General features: G+C 53.4%; 16 protein-coding genes. 14 read left to right on the forward strand and 2 right to left on the reverse strand.

Annotated features, from left to right (window positions below; genetic code table 11):
* Positions 1-105 precede the first annotated feature (105 nt).
* The 12 genes from PRIO_RS02130 (at position 106) to PRIO_RS02190 (ending at position 12577) form a co-directional block, all read left to right on the forward strand.
* Complete coding sequence (locus PRIO_RS02130) at positions 106-1560, forward strand: aryl-sulfate sulfotransferase (protein WP_046501004.1); 1455 nt, start codon at positions 106-108, stop codon at positions 1558-1560.
* Between the two features lie 38 nt (positions 1561-1598).
* Complete coding sequence (locus PRIO_RS02135; RefSeq protein WP_020433531.1) at positions 1599-2627, forward strand: ABC transporter substrate-binding protein; 1029 nt, start codon at positions 1599-1601, stop codon at positions 2625-2627.
* 22 nt (positions 2628-2649) lie between these two features.
* On the forward strand, positions 2650-3426 hold the full coding sequence (locus tag PRIO_RS02140; RefSeq protein ID WP_020433532.1) for an ABC transporter ATP-binding protein: 777 nt from the start codon (positions 2650-2652) through the stop codon (positions 3424-3426).
* 19 nt (positions 3427-3445) lie between these two features.
* Positions 3446-4222: an ABC transporter permease gene (locus tag PRIO_RS02145; RefSeq protein ID WP_020433533.1), complete on the forward strand. Its 777-nt coding sequence runs from the start codon at positions 3446-3448 to the stop codon at positions 4220-4222.
* 99 nt (positions 4223-4321) lie between these two features.
* Positions 4322-4759, forward strand: coding sequence for a MarR family winged helix-turn-helix transcriptional regulator (locus PRIO_RS02150; protein WP_020433534.1), 438 nt, complete (start codon positions 4322-4324; stop codon positions 4757-4759).
* A 116-nt stretch (positions 4760-4875) separates the two neighbouring features.
* Complete coding sequence (locus PRIO_RS02155) at positions 4876-6018, forward strand: alpha/beta hydrolase family protein (RefSeq protein WP_020433535.1); 1143 nt, start codon at positions 4876-4878, stop codon at positions 6016-6018.
* A gap of 242 nt (positions 6019-6260) precedes the next feature.
* Positions 6261-7373, forward strand: coding sequence for an ABC transporter substrate-binding protein (locus PRIO_RS02160; protein WP_020433536.1), 1113 nt, complete (start codon positions 6261-6263; stop codon positions 7371-7373).
* A gap of 97 nt (positions 7374-7470) precedes the next feature.
* A complete protein-coding gene (locus tag PRIO_RS02165) occupies positions 7471-8394 on the forward strand; it encodes an ABC transporter permease (protein WP_020433537.1) in 924 nt (307 codons plus the stop codon).
* Positions 8391-9191, forward strand: coding sequence for an ABC transporter permease (locus tag PRIO_RS02170; protein WP_020433538.1), 801 nt, complete (start codon positions 8391-8393; stop codon positions 9189-9191). Before PRIO_RS02165 ends, PRIO_RS02170 begins: the two co-directional genes overlap by 4 nt.
* 80 nt (positions 9192-9271) lie before the next feature.
* Complete coding sequence (locus tag PRIO_RS02175) at positions 9272-10315, forward strand: ABC transporter ATP-binding protein (protein WP_020433539.1); 1044 nt, start codon at positions 9272-9274, stop codon at positions 10313-10315.
* A 227-nt stretch (positions 10316-10542) separates the two neighbouring features.
* Positions 10543-11424 carry an alkaline phosphatase family protein gene (locus PRIO_RS02180; RefSeq protein WP_020433540.1) on the forward strand — a complete coding sequence of 294 codons (882 nt, stop codon included), beginning with the start codon at positions 10543-10545 and terminating at the stop codon, positions 11422-11424.
* A gap of 916 nt (positions 11425-12340) precedes the next feature.
* Positions 12341-12577, forward strand: coding sequence for a DUF6953 family protein (locus PRIO_RS02190; protein ID WP_020433541.1), 237 nt, complete (start codon positions 12341-12343; stop codon positions 12575-12577).
* Between the two features lie 180 nt (positions 12578-12757).
* Here PRIO_RS02190 and PRIO_RS02195 read toward each other — a convergent pair whose 3' ends face one another.
* Positions 12758-15085: a UvrD-helicase domain-containing protein gene (locus PRIO_RS02195; protein WP_020433542.1), complete on the reverse strand. Its 2328-nt coding sequence runs from the start codon at positions 15083-15085 to the stop codon at positions 12758-12760.
* Positions 15086-15283: 198 nt separating this feature from the next.
* Here PRIO_RS02195 and PRIO_RS02200 point away from each other — a divergent pair, with 198 nt between their 5' ends.
* On the forward strand, positions 15284-15772 hold the full coding sequence (locus tag PRIO_RS02200; protein WP_020433543.1) for a hypothetical protein: 489 nt from the start codon (positions 15284-15286) through the stop codon (positions 15770-15772).
* A gap of 27 nt (positions 15773-15799) precedes the next feature.
* On the opposite strand, the gene PRIO_RS02205 is transcribed toward PRIO_RS02200, so the two are convergent.
* Positions 15800-16249, reverse strand: a complete 450-nt coding sequence (locus PRIO_RS02205; protein WP_039790977.1) for an Imm30 family immunity protein — start codon at positions 16247-16249, stop codon at positions 15800-15802.
* Between the two features lie 202 nt (positions 16250-16451).
* Between PRIO_RS02205 and PRIO_RS02210 the strand changes: the two genes are divergently transcribed.
* Positions 16452-17840: a transcriptional regulator gene (locus tag PRIO_RS02210; protein WP_046501016.1), complete on the forward strand. Its 1389-nt coding sequence runs from the start codon at positions 16452-16454 to the stop codon at positions 17838-17840.
* The last annotated feature ends 60 nt before the right edge of the window (positions 17841-17900 follow it).

Below are 17900 nucleotides of genomic sequence, written 5' to 3' on the forward strand. Positions count from 1 at the left end.
AACGGAAGCAGCGGCTCACAAAACTTAAGCCAATGTTTCTGAAGCGGGTTTTGTACGAAGCGGCTCAAGGGTGTATACACTACAAAACTTTAAGGAGAGATGATCATGGGACATTCGACGGTATATCCGACAGGAGCGACGGTATATAATCCCGCCAAGGCATGGAGTGGTTACACCGTATTCCAGGCGGGGGACGAAGGGGTTGTGCTGATCGATATGAGCGGCAAGGAGGTGCATTTGTGGCAGGGGCTGATCGGCTTTCCGGCAAAAATCCTCCCCGGAGGCTACGTGCTGGGCAGTACGGGCAGAAGAGATCCGAAATTCGGCATTCAGGACAATGTCGATCTGGTCGAGGTCGATTGGGACGGTAATGTGGTCTGGAAGTATAACAGCTATGAGCATATTGAGGACCCGGGCTATGAGCCGCTGTGGTACGCCCGCCAGCATCACGACTACCAGCGGGAGGGAAATCCGGTTGGCTACTATGCTCCTGGCCTTGAACCTTCAGCTAACAGCGGAAAAACGCTGATTTTAGCTCATAAAAATCTGCATAACCCCCAGATTTCCGACAAGCAGCTGCTGGATGACACAATTATCGAAGTGGACTGGGAAGGCAAAATGGTCTGGGAATGGGCGGCCAGTGACCATTTTGATGAGCTGGGTTTCGACGAGGCTGCACGCAATGTCTTGTTCCGGGATCCCAACACGCGTTCCTTCGGTGATCTGGGCGGCGGCGTAGGCGACTGGCTGCATATCAACTCGGCTTCGTATGTGGGGCCGAACAAATTCTATGATCAGGGAGATGAGCGCTTCCATCCGGACAACATTATCTGGGATGCACGTGAGGCGAACATTATAGCGATTACCGACAAGCGCACCGGGGCTATCGTCTGGCGGCTGGGACCGGACTATTCATTGCCGGAAGTGCAGCATATCGGCTGGATTATCGGCCAGCATCATGCCCACATCATTCCGAAGGGACTGCCGGGGGAAGGCAATCTGCTGGTGTTCGACAACGGCGGCTGGGGCGGATACGGCCTCCCGAATCCCTCCTCGCCTTTTGGGCAAAAGAACGCGCTGCGCGATCACTCGCGGGTACTGGAGATCAATCCGGTGACACTGGAGATCGAGTGGCAGTATACCTCCGCAGAGGCAGGGTTCTCTGTTCCGACCGATTCCTATAAGTTCTACAGTCCGTATATCAGCTCGGCGCAGCGCCTGCCGAACGGGAACACGCTGATTACCGAAGGCTCCAATGGCCGCCTGTTCGAGGTAACGGCGGAGCATGAACTGGTGTGGGAGTATATTTCCCCTTACACTGACCGCAGAAATACGAACATGGTTTACCGTTCCTACCGGGTGCCTTACGCCTGGGTGCCGCAGCTGGCAAAGCCGCAGGAAACTGCCATTGAGCCGATCGATGTCTCCACCTTCAGAGTGCCGGGGGCTGCGCCGAAAGGGTCGGATTCTATAGTAAGTGTAGCGACAACACTGCCTTTTATGGAGGGGGCCGCTTGTGTGGCTACTGCCGATGAGGGCGGCGGCCGGAGAACCAGTTAGAGCGATCAGGAAAATCCATAACGAAGAGGTGCATAATATTGAAAAAGTCATGGTACGGCTCTGCTTTTCTGCTCTTATCCATATCTCTGGTTCTGGTTCTTTCAGGCTGCAGCTCCAAGGGGGACGCGGCGGCTTCCTCTGGGGCGGACAGCGGCAAGCCAAAGACGCTAAAGATAAAAATTGCCGACATCAATACCAACCCGACCTTCCGGGTCGCGCTGGACAAAGGCATCTTCGCCAAACACGGCATCGATGCGGAAATCATCAACTTCGGTACTCCAGCGGAAGGTGTGAATGCGCTTTTCATCAAGCAGGTGGATGTCGCCTTCGGCGCTGACTTTCCCGTGCTGAACGCCGTCGCCAAAGGTGAGTACTCCATTATTGCTTCGGCCGGCCAGGCTACGGATCAGGCAGCGGCGGTATGGAAACTGTACGTCAAAGATGAGATCAAGTCAGCCGCTGATCTAAAGGGCAAGAACCTAAGCTTCATGCGCGGCACTTTTCTGCCCTATCTGTGGGATGAATACCTGAAGGAGCAGGGCATTGCACTGAGTGATGTGACGCTGACAGGTCAGGGGGCGTTCGACGAAGCGTTCATCGCACTCAAGCAGGGCGATGTGGATGCTGCCTGGTTCAGCGGATCGGCGCTGACCGGCAAGCTGGCCGCGCTTGAAGGTGTGCATGAGCTGACCGACATGTCCCAAACCCCGGTGCGGCTGGGCATGGGGCTTGTGGCCGGGAATGCCTTTGTGCAGGCCAACCCTGACGGAATCGGGCAATTTCTGGCGGCGGTGGACGAAGCGTCGGCATATGCCCAGGAGCATCCCGGGGAAGTGGCCGACCTGATGTTCAAGGAAGTGAAGCAGCCCAAGGAAGCCACGCTGAAGGACCTGCCGGTCAACCCCTGGAAGGTCGGATTTACGCAGGCCGCATATGACAGCCTTGCCGGGCAGAAGAAGTATATGGTCGATACAGGCATTATTGAACAGGATTTTGACCTGGACAGCAAGCTGGATCTGGAGCCGCTCAGGAAGGCGCTGCCGGATAAAGTGACGTACACGAAATAATCCAAACTTTAGGAGGTGCCCCATGTCTTTACCTGCCAGGCAGAATGCCATTCATATCGAGCAGCTCCGCAAAAGCTACAGCGAATCTGCGGCCGGGGATGTTCATTACATTATCAAGGATGTAAATCTGGTGATCAAAGGCGGTGAGTTCTTCGTGCTGCTCGGTCCGAGCGGCTGCGGAAAATCGACGCTGCTGAACATGATTGCCGGTTTTGTCTCCAAATCCGGCGGCAACCTGAGGGTGGACAACGTGGAGGTGGATAAGCCCGGCCGGGACCGGGCGGTTGTTTTTCAGCAGGCGGACTCTTCCCTGTTCCCCTGGCTTACCGTGCGTGAGAATGTGGAATTCGGACTGCGGATGAAGAAGACACCCAAAGCGGAGCGCCGGGCCATCTCGGACCGCTATATCGGGCTGGTCGGGCTGGACGGGCATGAAGACAAGTTCCCGAAGGAACTGTCCGGCGGCATGAAGCAGCGGGTGCAGCTGGCCCGGGTACTGGCGAATGATCCGGCAATTCTGCTGATGGATGAGCCCTTTGGCGCACTGGATGCGATGACCCGGCGGACGATGCAGAAGGAGCTGGTCCATATTTGGCGCGAGACGCATAAGACCGTTATTTTCGTGACTCATGATATTCAGGAAGCGCTGCTGCTGGGCGAGCGCATTGGCATCATGTCCGTTGGCCCTTCCTCCAATATCACCAATATCTACGACAATGTGCTGCCCTTCCCACGCGATGTGGCTTCACCGGAACTTTACGCGCTGTACAACCAAATTCAGAGCCATTTTGAAGAATAGGATCGGGGTGTGACTGTAAATGAAATGGGTGGAGAAAAAATGGGTGTCCGTCTCCCTGCTGTGGCTTGCCGCATTCTGCATCTGGCAGCTTGGCGCCCTATTATATGGCCCTGATGTCATTCCCGGGCCGTGGGCCACGCTGAAAGGCGGGCGGGAACTGATTGAAGACGGCACTTTGATGCAGTATATCGGCATCAGCTTTTACCGCGTGCTTGTCGGCTGGGTGCTGGGCAGCCTGCTGGCTGTTCCGGCGGGGCTGATTATCGGAAAAGTGAACGTTATCCGCATTTTTGCCGAGCCTTTTCTGAATTTCATCCGCTTCATTCCGCCGATTGCCTTCATTACACTGTTCCTGGTCTGGTTCGGCATCGGGGAGCAGTCGAAGATTGCATTGATCATGTATGCGACCTTCTTCATTGTCATATTGAACACTTTAACCGGTGTAATGTCGGTGGAGGAGGATAAGATCCGTTCGGCCCGAAGCATGGGGGCAAATGAGTGGCAGATTCTGCTGCATGTGATTGTCCCGGCTACGGTTCCTTATATCTTTACAGGTGTGCGGCTGGCGATGGGAACCTCCTATATGGCCATCATCGGCGCGGAAATGATTGCTTCGAACGAAGGTGTAGGTTATCTGATCTGGAATTCACGGCTGTTCTTCCGTACAGACTGGATTTTTGTCGGGCTGTTCTGCCTGGGGTTCATGGGTTTTGCGACAGACCGGCTGTTCGGCTGGTTTGGCCGGAAGGCACTTTATCGCTACGGCGTGGTGAGTGTGGCGGCGCGGAGAAGATAAAACGGGTGACAATCCTGCCATCTGCGGGCAAAGGTCCTTGACAAATAAATGTTGTTACAGCTACTATAGCTGTGACAACATGTTGAGGACGGTGAGGTTATGCCTGATGAATTTGATTATACAGAGCTGATCGGGTTCCAGATTATCAAGGGGGAGGTGCTGATCAAGCGCAGGATGCTGGCCATTTTTATGGAGAAGGGCTACGATCTGACCTTCGAGCAATGGACCGTGCTGAATGTGCTGTATGCGGAGCCTGGAGTCATTCAGAGCGAGATTGCCGCCAAAACCTTCAAGGACAAGACAAATGTTACGCGTATTTTGGATGTGCTCGCGAAGAAGGGATATGTGGCCCGCGAAGCGCATGGCAAGGACCGCCGGAGTTTTCAGATTTATCTGACGGCAGCGGGACAAGAAATATTCGCTGATCTTATCCCCCATGTGCAGCAGTTAAATGAACAATTTAAGCGGGACATCCCGGATGAAGAGTTAGCCCAATTCATTCATACCTTGGAGAAAATCTGCCGGAACGCGCAATAAATTTTTTTATCTAAATGGTTGTTATAGCTATTATATATATAACTACTATATAAGTTGAACTTGAAAATCTAAAGTTCAACTTATATAAATCTCAACCACGAAAGGAATGGTCGATCATGACGGAACTGACGGTGAAGGAAAGATTCGCATTCCGGTTTATTTTTAATGAAAAGAGAGTGTATCAGCGCTGGTATGGCCGGTTTCTATTGTTTGGGACAGATTATGGAAGACTCAGAAGAGTAGTGGCGAGGGTCAGTGATTGGCACAAGTGGTGTGAGGTCTGGACAGCGGAGGGTGATGAAGTGTACCGCAAAGCGGAAAAGGCGCTCGCGGAAGGCAGCGAGGGTAAAGCCAGAGCCTTGTTCCATGAAGCGGTGGCCTGCTACCATGCGGGTCAGCATATTTTTTTTATTGACAGCCGGCAGAAAGAAGCTGCACAGGAAAAGGCAAGGAACAGCTATGTCCAGGCAATCTCTTTGTATAACGATACGGAGAAGCCTGTCCGGGTGGATATTCCGTATCGCGGAGTCTCCATCCCGGGCTATTTGCGAAAAGCAGATACGAAAGGCAGACCCCTGATTATTTTTGTGAATGGCATGGATAATATTAAGGAAGCGGAAGGGCATCATTTCGGCTCGGTGTTTAACCGGCAGGGCTTTAACTTTTTTACGTTTGACGGACCGGGCCAGGGGGAGATGTGGAGTTCGCTGAAATTCGATGCCCGGGATTACCATAAGGCGGTATCGGCCGTCATCGACTGGTTTGAACAGCAGCCGCCGTGCGGGATCGACCTCGGAAGAATCGGACTCGTCGGCTTCAGCCTGGGCGGATATTTGGCACCTGAGGCTGCAGCCCGCGATCCCCGGGTGAAATGTACGGTGGGCAACAGCGGTTTGGTTTATATCGGCGGCATCCGGGGGTTGAAGGAGCTTAACCCGATCTGGCAGCGGGGAGTTACCTATATAACAGGTTGTGAAACGCTGGAAGCGGCGCTCCCGCAGTTCAATTATGATATTGGAGACGCTCCGGCCCTGCGCTCGCCGCTGCTCTTTTACCATGCGGGCCGTGATGAGGTGATGCCTGCGCCCAAGACCCATGCAGATAAAATGGTGAACTGGGCCAAAGGGGAAAAGACGCTGAAATATATGGAGGATGCCGAGCACTGTACGATGAATTATCTGGATGAGGTTTTTCCGGAAATGCTGGACTGGTTCATGAGAGAACTGCGCATGCAGCCCGGACAGCTAAGCTCAATATAAAGATACACAGCAACTGCCCGGCGTCCGGGCGGTTGTTTTTTATGGCAGGAACTATTGGGGTTCCCGCAAAGCGCATGGATCAGCTTCCATATAAAGGCCCCGCTTTGTGGGGGTATTTTACAAATGTTACTATTGCACTTAATGCCTGGCGAACAGTGGCCCCCTATACTTCAGTTGGGCAGAGAACCAGCTTGGATCAGAGATGAAGCCCGCAAATCAGAAATAGGAGTGATAGGGAAATCATGAAAAAGAGATTCACGCAATTCTTGTCCATGGGTCTGCTGTTGTCCTTGCTCGTCCTGTTGCTTGCCGCTTGTACCAACTCGGAAGCCAAAGCTGATGAAGGGAATAGCAATGCCCCAGCCAAGGAGCTGAGCTTAAGCGAAATTGAAGCGGAAGCTACCAAAGAAGGCGCTGTGGTCAGTGTAGGCATGCCGGATTCCTGGGCCAACTGGAAGGATACCTGGAATGATATTACGGCTAAATACGAAATTACACATACCGATACCGATATGTCGAGTGCGGAGGAGATTGCCAAATTCGAAGCGGAAAAAGATAAGCCGACGGCGGATATCGGCGATGTGGGCATCGCCTTTGGTCCGGTTGCGGTGGATAAGGGGGTAACCCAGCCCTATAAAACCTCCTACTGGGACGAGATCCCGGATTGGGCCAAGGATAAGGACGGCAACTGGATTGTAGGCTATCAGGGCAGCATCGCTTTCCTGACCAATACGAAGCTTGTGGCTAACCCGCCAAAAAGCTGGGAGGATCTGAAGAACGGCAGCTATAAAATCATCGTAGGCGATGTTACCAAGGCGGCGCAGGCGCAGATGGCTGTGCTGGCTGCAGCGATTGCTTTTGGCGGAGATGAGTCGAATATTGAGCCGGGAATTGCGTTTTTTGAGGAGCTCGCGAAGAAGGGCCGTCTCTCCAATGCCGAGGCTTCTCTCGCGAACATTGAGAAGGGCGAAGTGGAAGTAACGCTGCTGTGGGATTTCAACGCGCTGAACTATAAGGATCAGATCGACAAGAGCGGATTTGACGTGGCGATTCCGAAGGAAGGCAGCGTGGTGAGCGGCTATGCGACGGTCATTAACAAATGGGCTCCACACCCGAATGCCGCCAAGCTGACGCGTGAGTACATTCTCAGCGACGAAGGCCAGATTAATCTGGCCAAAGGCTACGCCCGTCCGATCCGTGACAGTGTGAAGCTGCCGGAGGATGTAGCCGCTAAGCTGCTTCCGAAAGAGGAATATGTCAACGCCAAGCCGGTTGGCGACTATAAAGTATGGGAAGAAACCGCGAAGAGCCTTCCGCAGCTGTGGCAGGAGCGCGTGCTTGTGCATTTGAACTAACCGCTTCTGAAAGCGGGTGTTATAGAAGAGATGAGGGGCGCCTTAGCAGTAGCCTAAAGGCGCCCGCTTGCTATTCCATACGAGAGGAACATGCAGGATGAAACAGAGACAACGCGGCCTGATCCTGGCCCTGGCTCCATTCGTGCTGATGGTGCTGGCGTTTCAGGTAGTGCCCGTCTTTTCCATGCTGACGGGCAGCTTCCGCCATGCAGACGGAGCGGGCTTCACGCTGGACAACTATCGGCATGCCCTGAGCAGTGCCTATTATCAGCAGGCGATCAAGAACAGCCTGCTGATATCCGTCTTCTCCAGCCTGATCGGGCTGGCTGTAGGGCTTGTGTGCGCGTATTGCATCACGCGCTTTGCCCCTGCGGTGCGGGACCGGCTGCTGATGCTGTCCAATATGACCTCGAACTTTGCCGGCGTCCCGCTGGCCTTTGCCTATATCATTCTGCTGGGCAACAATGGCGTGTTCACGCTGCTGTTCAAGCAGTGGGGCTGGAACGTGTTTGACGGCTTCAATCTGTACAGCTGGTCCGGGCTGATTCTGGTCTATGTCTATTTCCAGATTCCGCTGGCTTTACTGCTGCTGTACCCGGCATTCTATGGCATCAGGGAGCAATGGAGGGAGGCGGCAGCCCTGCTGGGAGCAGGGGCCTGGCAGTTCTGGAAAACGGTCGGGCTGCCCGTGCTCTCTCCGGCGATCTTCGGAACGCTCGGCATTCTCTTCGCCAATGCCATGGGAGCCTATGCCACCGCCTATGCGCTGGTTGGCGGCAACTATAATCTGCTGGCCGTCCGCATCGGCTCGCTGGTCGCCGGTGATGTGGTGACCCAGCCGCAAATGGGCAGTACCCTGGCGGTTCTGCTGGCGCTGAGCACGCTGCTGGCGGTGTTTCTGAATCAGCGGATGGTGCGGCGGATGGAAGGGTTCGGCGGCAGAAGTCCGGCCAGGCGGGAGCGCAGCAGCGGTTTATTCAGACGGCGCTGGCCTGCTGTCCGGGAGGAGGCAGGACAATGAATATACGTAAGGCGGGGGTTGCCCCGCGTACCTTCATGCTCCTGCTCATGATCTATCTGCTGCTGCCGCTGCTGGCAACGGGGCTGTACGCTTTTGCCCAGGATTGGCAGAATACGCTGCTTCCCCGCAGCTGGACATTAGGCTGGTTCCGTGACATGTTCCAGGATATCCGGTTTCTGGAGGCGCTGTGGACCTCACTGTATCTGTGTATAATCAGCGTGCTGCTCAGTCTCGCCGTTATGCTGCCGGCCGTTTTTGTAATTACAGTGTATTTCCCGCGCTGGGAGAGCTTCATGAAGGGGATTGTCGTTCTGCCTTATGCGGTGCCGGGAGTGGTGGCGGCAGTGGGCCTCATCCGCACTTATTCCTCCGGCCCCTTCGACATTTCCGGGACCGCTTATTTGCTGGTCGGGGCCTATTTTGTGGTCATACTGCCTTATATGTATCAGGGCATCCGCAACAGTCTGCTCAGTGTATCCGCCGTAGAGCTGCTGAACGCCGCCGAGCTGCTCGGGGCCAGAAGACGGTCTGCTTTTGTAAATGTGATTCTGCCGAACATCTGGCCGGGGGTTATGGTCTCTGCGCTGCTGTCCTTCTCCGTGCTGTTTGGGGAGTTCGTGCTGACGAACATGCTGGTCGGGGGGCACATCCAGACGATTCAGGTTTATTTGTTCCGGCGGGTCGGTGAAAGCGGGCATTTGGCCAGTGCGATAGCGATCTCCTATTTTGTATTTATTCTGCTGCTGTCAGCAGTGCTGATGAAGCTGGGGATGAAGATTAAGGGGCAGGCGAAGTAAGGCTTCTTATATAAAAAGGTAAAGTGCGGAGACCTAATATGAAGATCAAAAGTCCAATTTATATAGGGAGGGCTACGGAAATGAACGATTATCTGAAGCTGCAAGGCATCCGTAAAAGGTTTGGCGATGTCCCGGTGCTGGCTGGCGTCGATCTAAATATTGGCGAAGGAGAGCTTGTTACGCTGCTGGGCCCTTCAGGCTGCGGCAAAAGCACGCTCCTGCGCTGCATCGCCGGACTGACCGAGCTGGACAGCGGCAGCATTCTGCTCGCAGACAAGGAGCTGACGAAGCTCCCTCCGCGCAGCAGGGACGTGGGCATGGTGTTCCAGTCCTATGCGCTGTTCCCCAATCTGACGGTCCGTCAGAATGTGGAATACGGGATGCGTATGCGCGGCGTTGCTCCGGCCGCCCGGCGCAGCCGGTGCGAAGAGCTGCTGGCGTTGGTCGATCTCGAAGACAAGCGCGATGTCTATCCGCAGTCGCTGTCCGGCGGACAGCAGCAGCGGGTGGCGCTGGCCCGCTCGCTGGCCGTCCAGCCCAAGCTGCTGCTGCTGGACGAACCGCTCAGCGCGCTCGATGCCAAAATCCGCAAGAATCTGCGCGCGGAAATCCGCGATATCCAGCGGCGGCTCGGCATGACGACGCTGTTCGTCACCCACGACCAAGAGGAAGCGCTGATCCTCTCGGACCGGATCTGCATCATGAACCAGGGGCGGATGGTTCAGGAAGGTTCGCCGGAGCAGCTCTATACTGCGCCGCGCACGGAATTTGCCGCCCGGTTCATGGGCAGCTACAACGTCTTCAACCGGGCGGAGGCGCTCAAGCTGTTCCGCAGAATTGACAGCCGCTCCGACCGTTTCGCCATCCGCCCCGAGGCGGTGACCCTGCTGGCCGAAGGTGAAGCGATCCAGGATGATGCGGATGGCATGATGGATGTGCGCGGACAGGTCCAGGCCGTGTCGATTCTGGGCAATATCATCCGGGCTGCTGTCGTGGCTGAAGGCGTTCATCTTACGGTAGACCTGCTGAATGACGGCCGCTGGCTGCGGGTGCGGGAAGGGGATCGTGTGACCCTACTGCTTGATCCTGCTCATCTGCTGCATCTGGAGCAGGAAGGGGCATAGATATGGCATAAATAGCAGTGAGAGTAGCTGGGGGAATTAGCTATTGAAGGGCAGCTTGTGCATCAAGGCAGGCTAAGAGTGGAGCAAACGGTGAATCCAGTTCATATCTATTTTGTGTACAGCAGCAATTTGCGGGTACTGGTTGTGTAATGAGAATTTCAGGGCAAGAGCCACTGCATGCGTATGGTCTACAGCAAGCTAAGATGCTATGGAGGGCGGAGATATTCATGACGGAAACAGCTAACAAGCTAATTGTGGTTGTGCTCGACGGGCTGCGCTATGACGCTGCCCGCAAGTATCTGGGGTACATGGAGCATCTGGTGGAGCAGGGGCAACTGTCGTGCTACAAAGTGCAGTCAGAGCTGCCAAGTCTGTCACGTCCTCTCTATGAGGTGCTGCTGACAGGCACACCGGTATCGAGAAATGGAATTACCGCCAATCATATAGTCAGACTGAGCCGTGAGCAAAGTGTGTTCCATCTTGCCGTTGCCGCTAATTTGCGTACGGCTGCTGCCGCATATCACTGGGTCAGCGAGCTGTACAGCTCGGCTCCTTTTCATCCGGTTGCTGACCGGCACCAGCACAATGTGCTGAAGCCGATTCAGCACGGCAGCTTTTATTTCGAGGATCATTACCCGGACAGCCATGTATTCGCAGATGCTGAATATTTGCGGGCCGCCTACGACCCGCATTTCCTGTATATTCATACAATGAATATCGACGATGCCGGGCATCGCCACGGCGGGGAAAGCAAGGAGTATGAGATGGCGGTCCGCCGGGTAGACGGCTTGCTCGCCACGCTGCTTCCGCAGTGGATGGAGCAGGGCTATACGGTGCTGGTTACTGCGGATCATGGGATGAATGCGAACGGCTGCCACGGCGGGGTCACTCCGGCGGAGCGGCATGTGCCTTTATATGCCTTTGGGGAAAAGGTACTGTCGCCGGAACAAGAAATCCAGGCGCTGCCTCAGCTGCGGCTTGCTCCGTTAATGTGCTATTGCCTTGGCATTCAGCCTTCAGCGGCGATGACTAAAGAGGGGTTGCCGCCGGTGGTACCGCCAGCCCCGCAGCCGCAGGAGGAAGCATCAGCATTGCAGCAGCAGCGGTGATGCCTGCGGATTATGCGATGAGGCTGCGGCTGGCAGAGCGTTCAACCTTAGATTTTCAGGAAGAAAGCCTTAGGTGAATGAGCATGGAATGGCTGTCAAAGCCATAAGATTAGCTCTGACGCTATACTTAACAGTCTCTGGCCCGCTTTTCTATCGGGCGAAGTCCATTCAATTGCACTTTGTACAGCAGATGTCCCCAAAAAACGCCCCAAAACAGATTCTATTGTACTTTGTACATTAGAAATCAAGGATTCAGGCAAAATTCAGCGGATTATAGAAATTCTGCTGTATGAAGTGCATTAGAATGATAATTTGTGTCTGTAGGATGGCATTCTGTTGCACAAAATACACTCATACCTATATGAGCTGAGCTGGAGAGCTAGAAAGCTTGGGGGAACGCAATGAAGTTCATCATGAACAACAGCTAAGTGGAAAAAGTAAAACTAATTTGCTGAAAATCCCCGCTACAGCAGGTTTTAGTTGGATTTTGTACACCTAATTCGTGCATATCCGTCGCATACGGCCACTTTTAGCTGAATTAGTGATACTTTTTCCCACATAGGAACTTCCATAAGCGTAACGAGTTCAATTATGAACCTTTTCCCGCTAGGGGTGAGTGCACGGTTCATAAAGTTTTTTAGTTCTATTAATGTAGTCCCACCAACCAACCAACCAATCATCACTACCAACCCACCCACCACAAACCAACCAATCCATCATCCAGTTCAGTCATCCAACCCGTCATCAAACCCATCGCCCACTACCATCCAACCCACCACCCAATCCCTTAAGCCAGCGCCTTCTGTGTGATCCCTCCCGTACCCAACGAACCGTCCGGCGGGCCTCCCGGGCAGCTATATTCATGCTATAATGGGGAGGCATTTTAGAGGGATTTACAGGAAGGAGCAGTACCTGGATGGAAGCAACCGCACAAGAGGTAGCGGAATGGATGGTTAAGGAGATCCGTTTTACGGGAACCTTGTACCAAACCGCCGCGATAGAATATGTGAAGGCCAACTTTGGCGAGCAGTTTGTGTTTGTGAATGAGAACGGGAACGCCTCCTTGTCCAAGGATGTGAAGAAGGCTTTCCGCAAGCTGCATGGCGGGAGAATCGCCTGGGACCGCGATGGTTTTCTATGGGCCTGGACCTGAAAAAAAGGCCCGTATAGTATGTTTTGCCGGTGCCGGATCGGGCGCCCTGGGCAGTTTCTATACCATACAAAAAAGACCGCTGCTATAATGGCGACGGTCTTTTTTGTCTTTTAGGAAAGGATGCAATACAAGGCATAGTCCATCAGATCCGGTGTCCCTCCGCGCTTACCTCCGGCAAGATCACACGGGGACCTCCCGCATGCTCTTCTCCATCGGAGAGCTGCAGAGCGGGCAGGGCTTGGAGGACAGGTGATCCTCGGCTCCCCCTGCCTTCATGCGCGTCCAGCCCGGACAGCTGCCGCCGGTGCACTTCCAGATGGGAACAGTGTGTGTTTTCCCCCTGGAGGAACTGGCGGAAATGTGCCGCACTGCCGCCGGGATTCTGTTAACAGTTGCAGAAGCCGGAGCCGCTGGCACCGCAGAACGGAAGGCGGACAGCATAAATCTGGAGACTTCTGCTTTTTTGCCCCGGTGCCGTGCCGGGGAGCTGATGAACAGCTCTTCGCGGGCCCTGGTCACGGCCACATAAGCCAGCCTCCGCTCCTCTTCAAGTGCAGCGAGGCCAGCGGTATTGCCTGCAATGACTTTGCTGTCCCGCGCGCCTGGTGGTGGGGATGTCTTCCTGTCCTTTAACCGCTCACCTTCCAGTGCGGAACTGTGGGGAAGGATGCCTTCTGACGCACCGATCAGAAAAACAACCGGGAACTCCAGCCCCTTCGACTTATGAATTGTCATCAGGGCAACCCGGTTCCCCTGTTCTTTTAGTCCCGGCTGGCGGCTTAGCTCGTTGCGTTCGGTCACATTACCGATGAACTCCAGAAACCCCGGGAGGCTGTCGAACCGTTCCGCCGAGGCTTCCAGCTCATCAAGCATTTCTTTCAGCATTTCCCGGTGGAGAGTGGCCTGATGCCGTTCATTGGCTTCGATGAAATAGTCATAGAAGCCTGAGCGGATCTGGCGGATCGCCTGCACCGGTGTCAGCCGGATCAGACCCCGGATCAGCTCCAGCCGTTCACGCAATTTCCCGCTTTTGAAGTCCTCCATTCCCGGCAGAGACAGCAGGTGGATCAGCGGGCCCTGCTTGGGCTGGACGGCCTCCATCCGGCGGATGTGGTTCATGCCCTTTTCCCGGTTCAGATATAGGGTCGGCAGGATATTCTCCATTGCCGCGAAGTTCCGCCGGTTCAGCGACAAACGCAGATAATCCAATACCGGAGAGATCAGCCAATGCTCGTAGAGCAGTTGGCCTTCTCCGTAATCGACGTAGGGGACATCGCGGAGGAGCAGCCGCTCCAGCAGGGCCCGGTTGCTGCTGGAAGCACGGTAGAGCAGGGCGAAATCACTGTATGCTCTAGCCCCGCTGGCTACCTCGCTCAAGATATGCTCCACAATTTGTTCGGCTTCCTCGTCCGCCGTCTGCGGGCGCAGGTACCGGGGCTGGCGGCCGCTGCCTTGGGCCGCTTGCAGCGTTTTGGCCCGCCTCCGCATATTGTGGCGGATAATGCCATTGCCGAGGCCGACAATTGCGGGGCCGGAACGGTAATTGATATCCAGCGTGATGACCCGTGCACCCGGATACAGCTTCTCGAACTCCAGAATGAACTCGCTGCGGGCTCCGTTGAAGGAATAGATCGTCTGATCATCATCCCCGACCACCATCAGATTATGCTGCGGGTGGGCGATCATTTTGACAAGCTCATACTGCAATGCATTGGTATCCTGAAACTCATCGACCATCACGTACAGAAATCTCATCTGCAGCTCCAGCAAAAGTGCAGGTTTCTCCCGCAGCATGCGGTAGGCAATCAGCAGCACATCGTCGAAGTCGATTTTGAAATTGTCGGTCTTCCATTGCTCATACAGCAGCAGGACCGCCTTCATTTCCTTCTCGGCGGGTGAGGTTTCCGGCAGCTTCTCCGGCTCGCCCAGATTCATCTTGCAGGTGGAGAGCAGAGCAAGCAGGGTTTCCGGCGGATAGGCATCCTTAGGCAGACCCAGCTCGCGCATAATTTGCTTCAGCAGAATGTGCTGGCGGCGCGTCTCATTGAAGATTTCCTGCTGAAGACCCTGACGGCGCAGGAAATAGAGAAAAAAAGAATGGAACGTGCGCGCCTGTAGGCGCGCGGCATCGCTCTCGCGGACGCCTGGCAGCAGGGCAATCCGTTCACGCATCTCCGCCGCCGCTTTGTTGGAGAACGTCAGCAGCAGCAGCTGGCTTGGGGAGATGCCCCGGACGGACAGCAAATACCCGGTTCTGCAGATCAGTACCGAGGTTTTGCCGGAGCCTGCCCCGGCCAGTGTCAGCAATGGGCCTTGATGATGCCGCACCGCCGCGATCTGCGGGGAGTTGAGCAGAATACCGCCTTCCTCCAGCCTGCGGAAGTAAGCCGCATCGGAGTCTCCGGGCTTCACCATTTCGCGGCTTGTCCGGGCAGAAGCGACCTTCGCCTGCGGAATGCGTTCGCCGGTAGCCCCGAGCGGTATATTGTGAAATAAAAGCTTGTTCATTGGATGGATTCACCTTCGTTTGTTTCATTGCGGGATAAATAAAATTTTAGCCGATCTATACTATACCATCCCGCTCGCGCCGCTGTCCTGTAATCTAAACAATACTATTCAAGTTTTTGGTGTCACACTCCTGGGTGTATGAATATTCTGACTAATATACGTATGTACTGAAATTCATTCCGAAAAGGTGTGATTGCGATGAAGCCTATTGCCCGGATCAAAAAGCCGGCTGTACAAAGGAACCGTTCCGTTCCCCGCGCAGGTTCGCCCAGAACACTGCTCTACCGTAACTCCAAGTATGGCTTCAGCATCAGGCTCCCCCGCAGATGGAAATGCTACACAGTGATTAGAAGAAGCTCCCGGCGGTTGGATGATGCGGAGTACGCTGTGTATTTCCTTTTTAAATACAAAGGGAAGATTTATGAATCGGCGCTCACTTTGCTGGTGTACAGGATGACGTTGAAGAAGTGGATAGAGGAGGGCTATGATGAGTCCCCGATCATCCGGATGGCTGTGCGCAATGGACGGATTTATGCCTATGCGCTTCCCAGCGAGCTGCCTGAAGAGTTCCTGAATGCCAGAGGCGATGACTATGATTACAAAAGATACGGCAGACCCATCCGCATCCTGTCCAGCATGGTAAATGACGATGTGCCAAAAATCGTAAAAACCTTCAAGCTCCGCTGACTGGTTCCGCCAGGCTGGAGGGGGTCTTCATTCCAATTGTCCAAGGACAGCATTGACCTTGCGCTCGTATAACCTCGGGTTGTCCTCTTTGATTTCCTCCAGCAGAAAAGCCAGCGATCTCTTGATCCTTGGCGTCATGCCGGCAGCGATATCGGCGTACTCTCTGCGGCAGAGATCATCCTCAAGGATCCTCCGGTTCAGCACAATGGCCCAGTTGCGTGCATTCTCCAGCATGTCCGGCAGCGACTCCAGCAACTGGGTAAGGTACATCTCCATCTGGTAGCTTTCCACGAAATGGACAAGTCCGAACATAACCTCCTCCTGCTCGGTGTCGTCGTCAAAAACGTAGAAGATTTGACGGATCACCGCATCCTCCATGTCCCCGGCCAACCCCTCCAGCGCCAGATCAAAGGCCTCGCATTCCAGCTCCGTCCGCAGCAGACGGTTATGATATAACTGGGCAATCCCAGGATACATATTCAACTTGTGATTCCCCCTATGTTAGTCTGGTTTACAATCCTCAATATACCAACATTTTAACATATTATAGATTGTCCCCCGGCAGAGTCACCAGAGTGTTCAAAAAGTCCGATAGTGAGTATTGACCGCTGTTATATTCTGTATAATAATAGGAATATTATTCTAGTTACTGGGTTTAAGTGTGAAAGGTGGTCGCGAAATGGAGCCTGCACCCACAATATTGGCGGAGATGGAGGAATATATAAGGAGAGAAGGCCTGTCAATTTCACAATTTGCCGAACGGTCAGGCATTCATTCCGGAACGCTCAGCAATATGCTCCACGGACGCCGTCCTATTGCTATGCAGCAACTGGACCGGGTTACCAGGGCCATGGGGCTTGCCGAAGGCTATTATTACGACCTGTACATAGATAATTACATCGTTGACGGTTCCTCGGACTGGAGGCGTGTGGGGCCGCTGCTGCAGCGTTGTGCGGAACTAGGTAAGCTGGATTCGATTCGTCGTGTGGTCCGGATTGTTACAGATAACCTGTCGTACCTTCCTGCCCTGTTTGATAGAGCGGAGGAGCTTTATGCCAAGGGACGGTCTGAAGCTGCTGCGCTGTTGTATGAAGGTGTGGCGGAAAGTGAGAAGTATCAGCATTCCGAGCGGCTCGCTCTATGCCAGTATCGGTTGTTTAGAATTGGTTTGTGTGAAGACCAGGATGAAAATTTACGCTTAGCCAATCAGTTTGAGTCTTATGTAGAGCGGTTGGATGAAGCGGATCAATTAGATGCACTTAAGCATTTGGCGGATGTGTTTGCCTCGCTACACAACTGGAGTAAGGTGGATGAGTTGGGTGATAGACTTGGAAGGAAGTCGGATGCCCAATATAAATACAGGAAGAAGAACAAGACACAGAAGCAGCCGGATCGGCCACTTATATATTATAAGTTATACGCTTATTTGTTAAGAGCAGCGGCTTGTGATGAAACTGGAGACCACAGCAGGGCCTTACACTTTGTTTCGTTATATTCAGATACAAGTTGGGTAGAACTCCCGGCGAGTAAAGAAGAAGAAAGAGTTATGGAACAATTTAAAGAATGGGCAACAGCTAATTCATATTTGTATCGCTTAACGGCCGGGGATATAGAAATAATTCCAGAATATATTAATTATGTAGAGTCACGGGAAAATGAAATCTTTCCAGCACTATTTAAAATAATACAGGCTGCTAACCGCTATAAATTTAATGTCGATGATATTCTTATAAAGTTCAATACACATTTGTACTATAAAGGACAAAGCAGTCGCTCAAGGAAGGCTAATCAGCAACTAGTGAGTGATAGATATACCCAATTTCTTATAGAATTAGCAGTGTATTATTTGACTAAGAAAAAATGGGATAATGGATTATTTTACCTACTAGAGAGTTTGGAATCATCAATTAAAATTAGAAGTGACTCATATATAGTAAAGTGTGTGGGGCTATTTGAAAAATACCGCTCAGTAGCAGGGCAGCAACAAAGGAATGCGTATGCAAATTTAATTGGTGAGGTGCAACGGATAAATGAAGAAAAAGATGGCTATATGGTTATCCTTAGCTAGTATCTTACTCATCATCATTACTTCAATGGTAAGTGATTCCTCGACTCAAGCACAGGCTAT

Source organism: Paenibacillus riograndensis SBR5, from assembly GCF_000981585.1.
Classification (GTDB): domain Bacteria; phylum Bacillota; class Bacilli; order Paenibacillales; family Paenibacillaceae; genus Paenibacillus_AQ; species Paenibacillus_AQ riograndensis.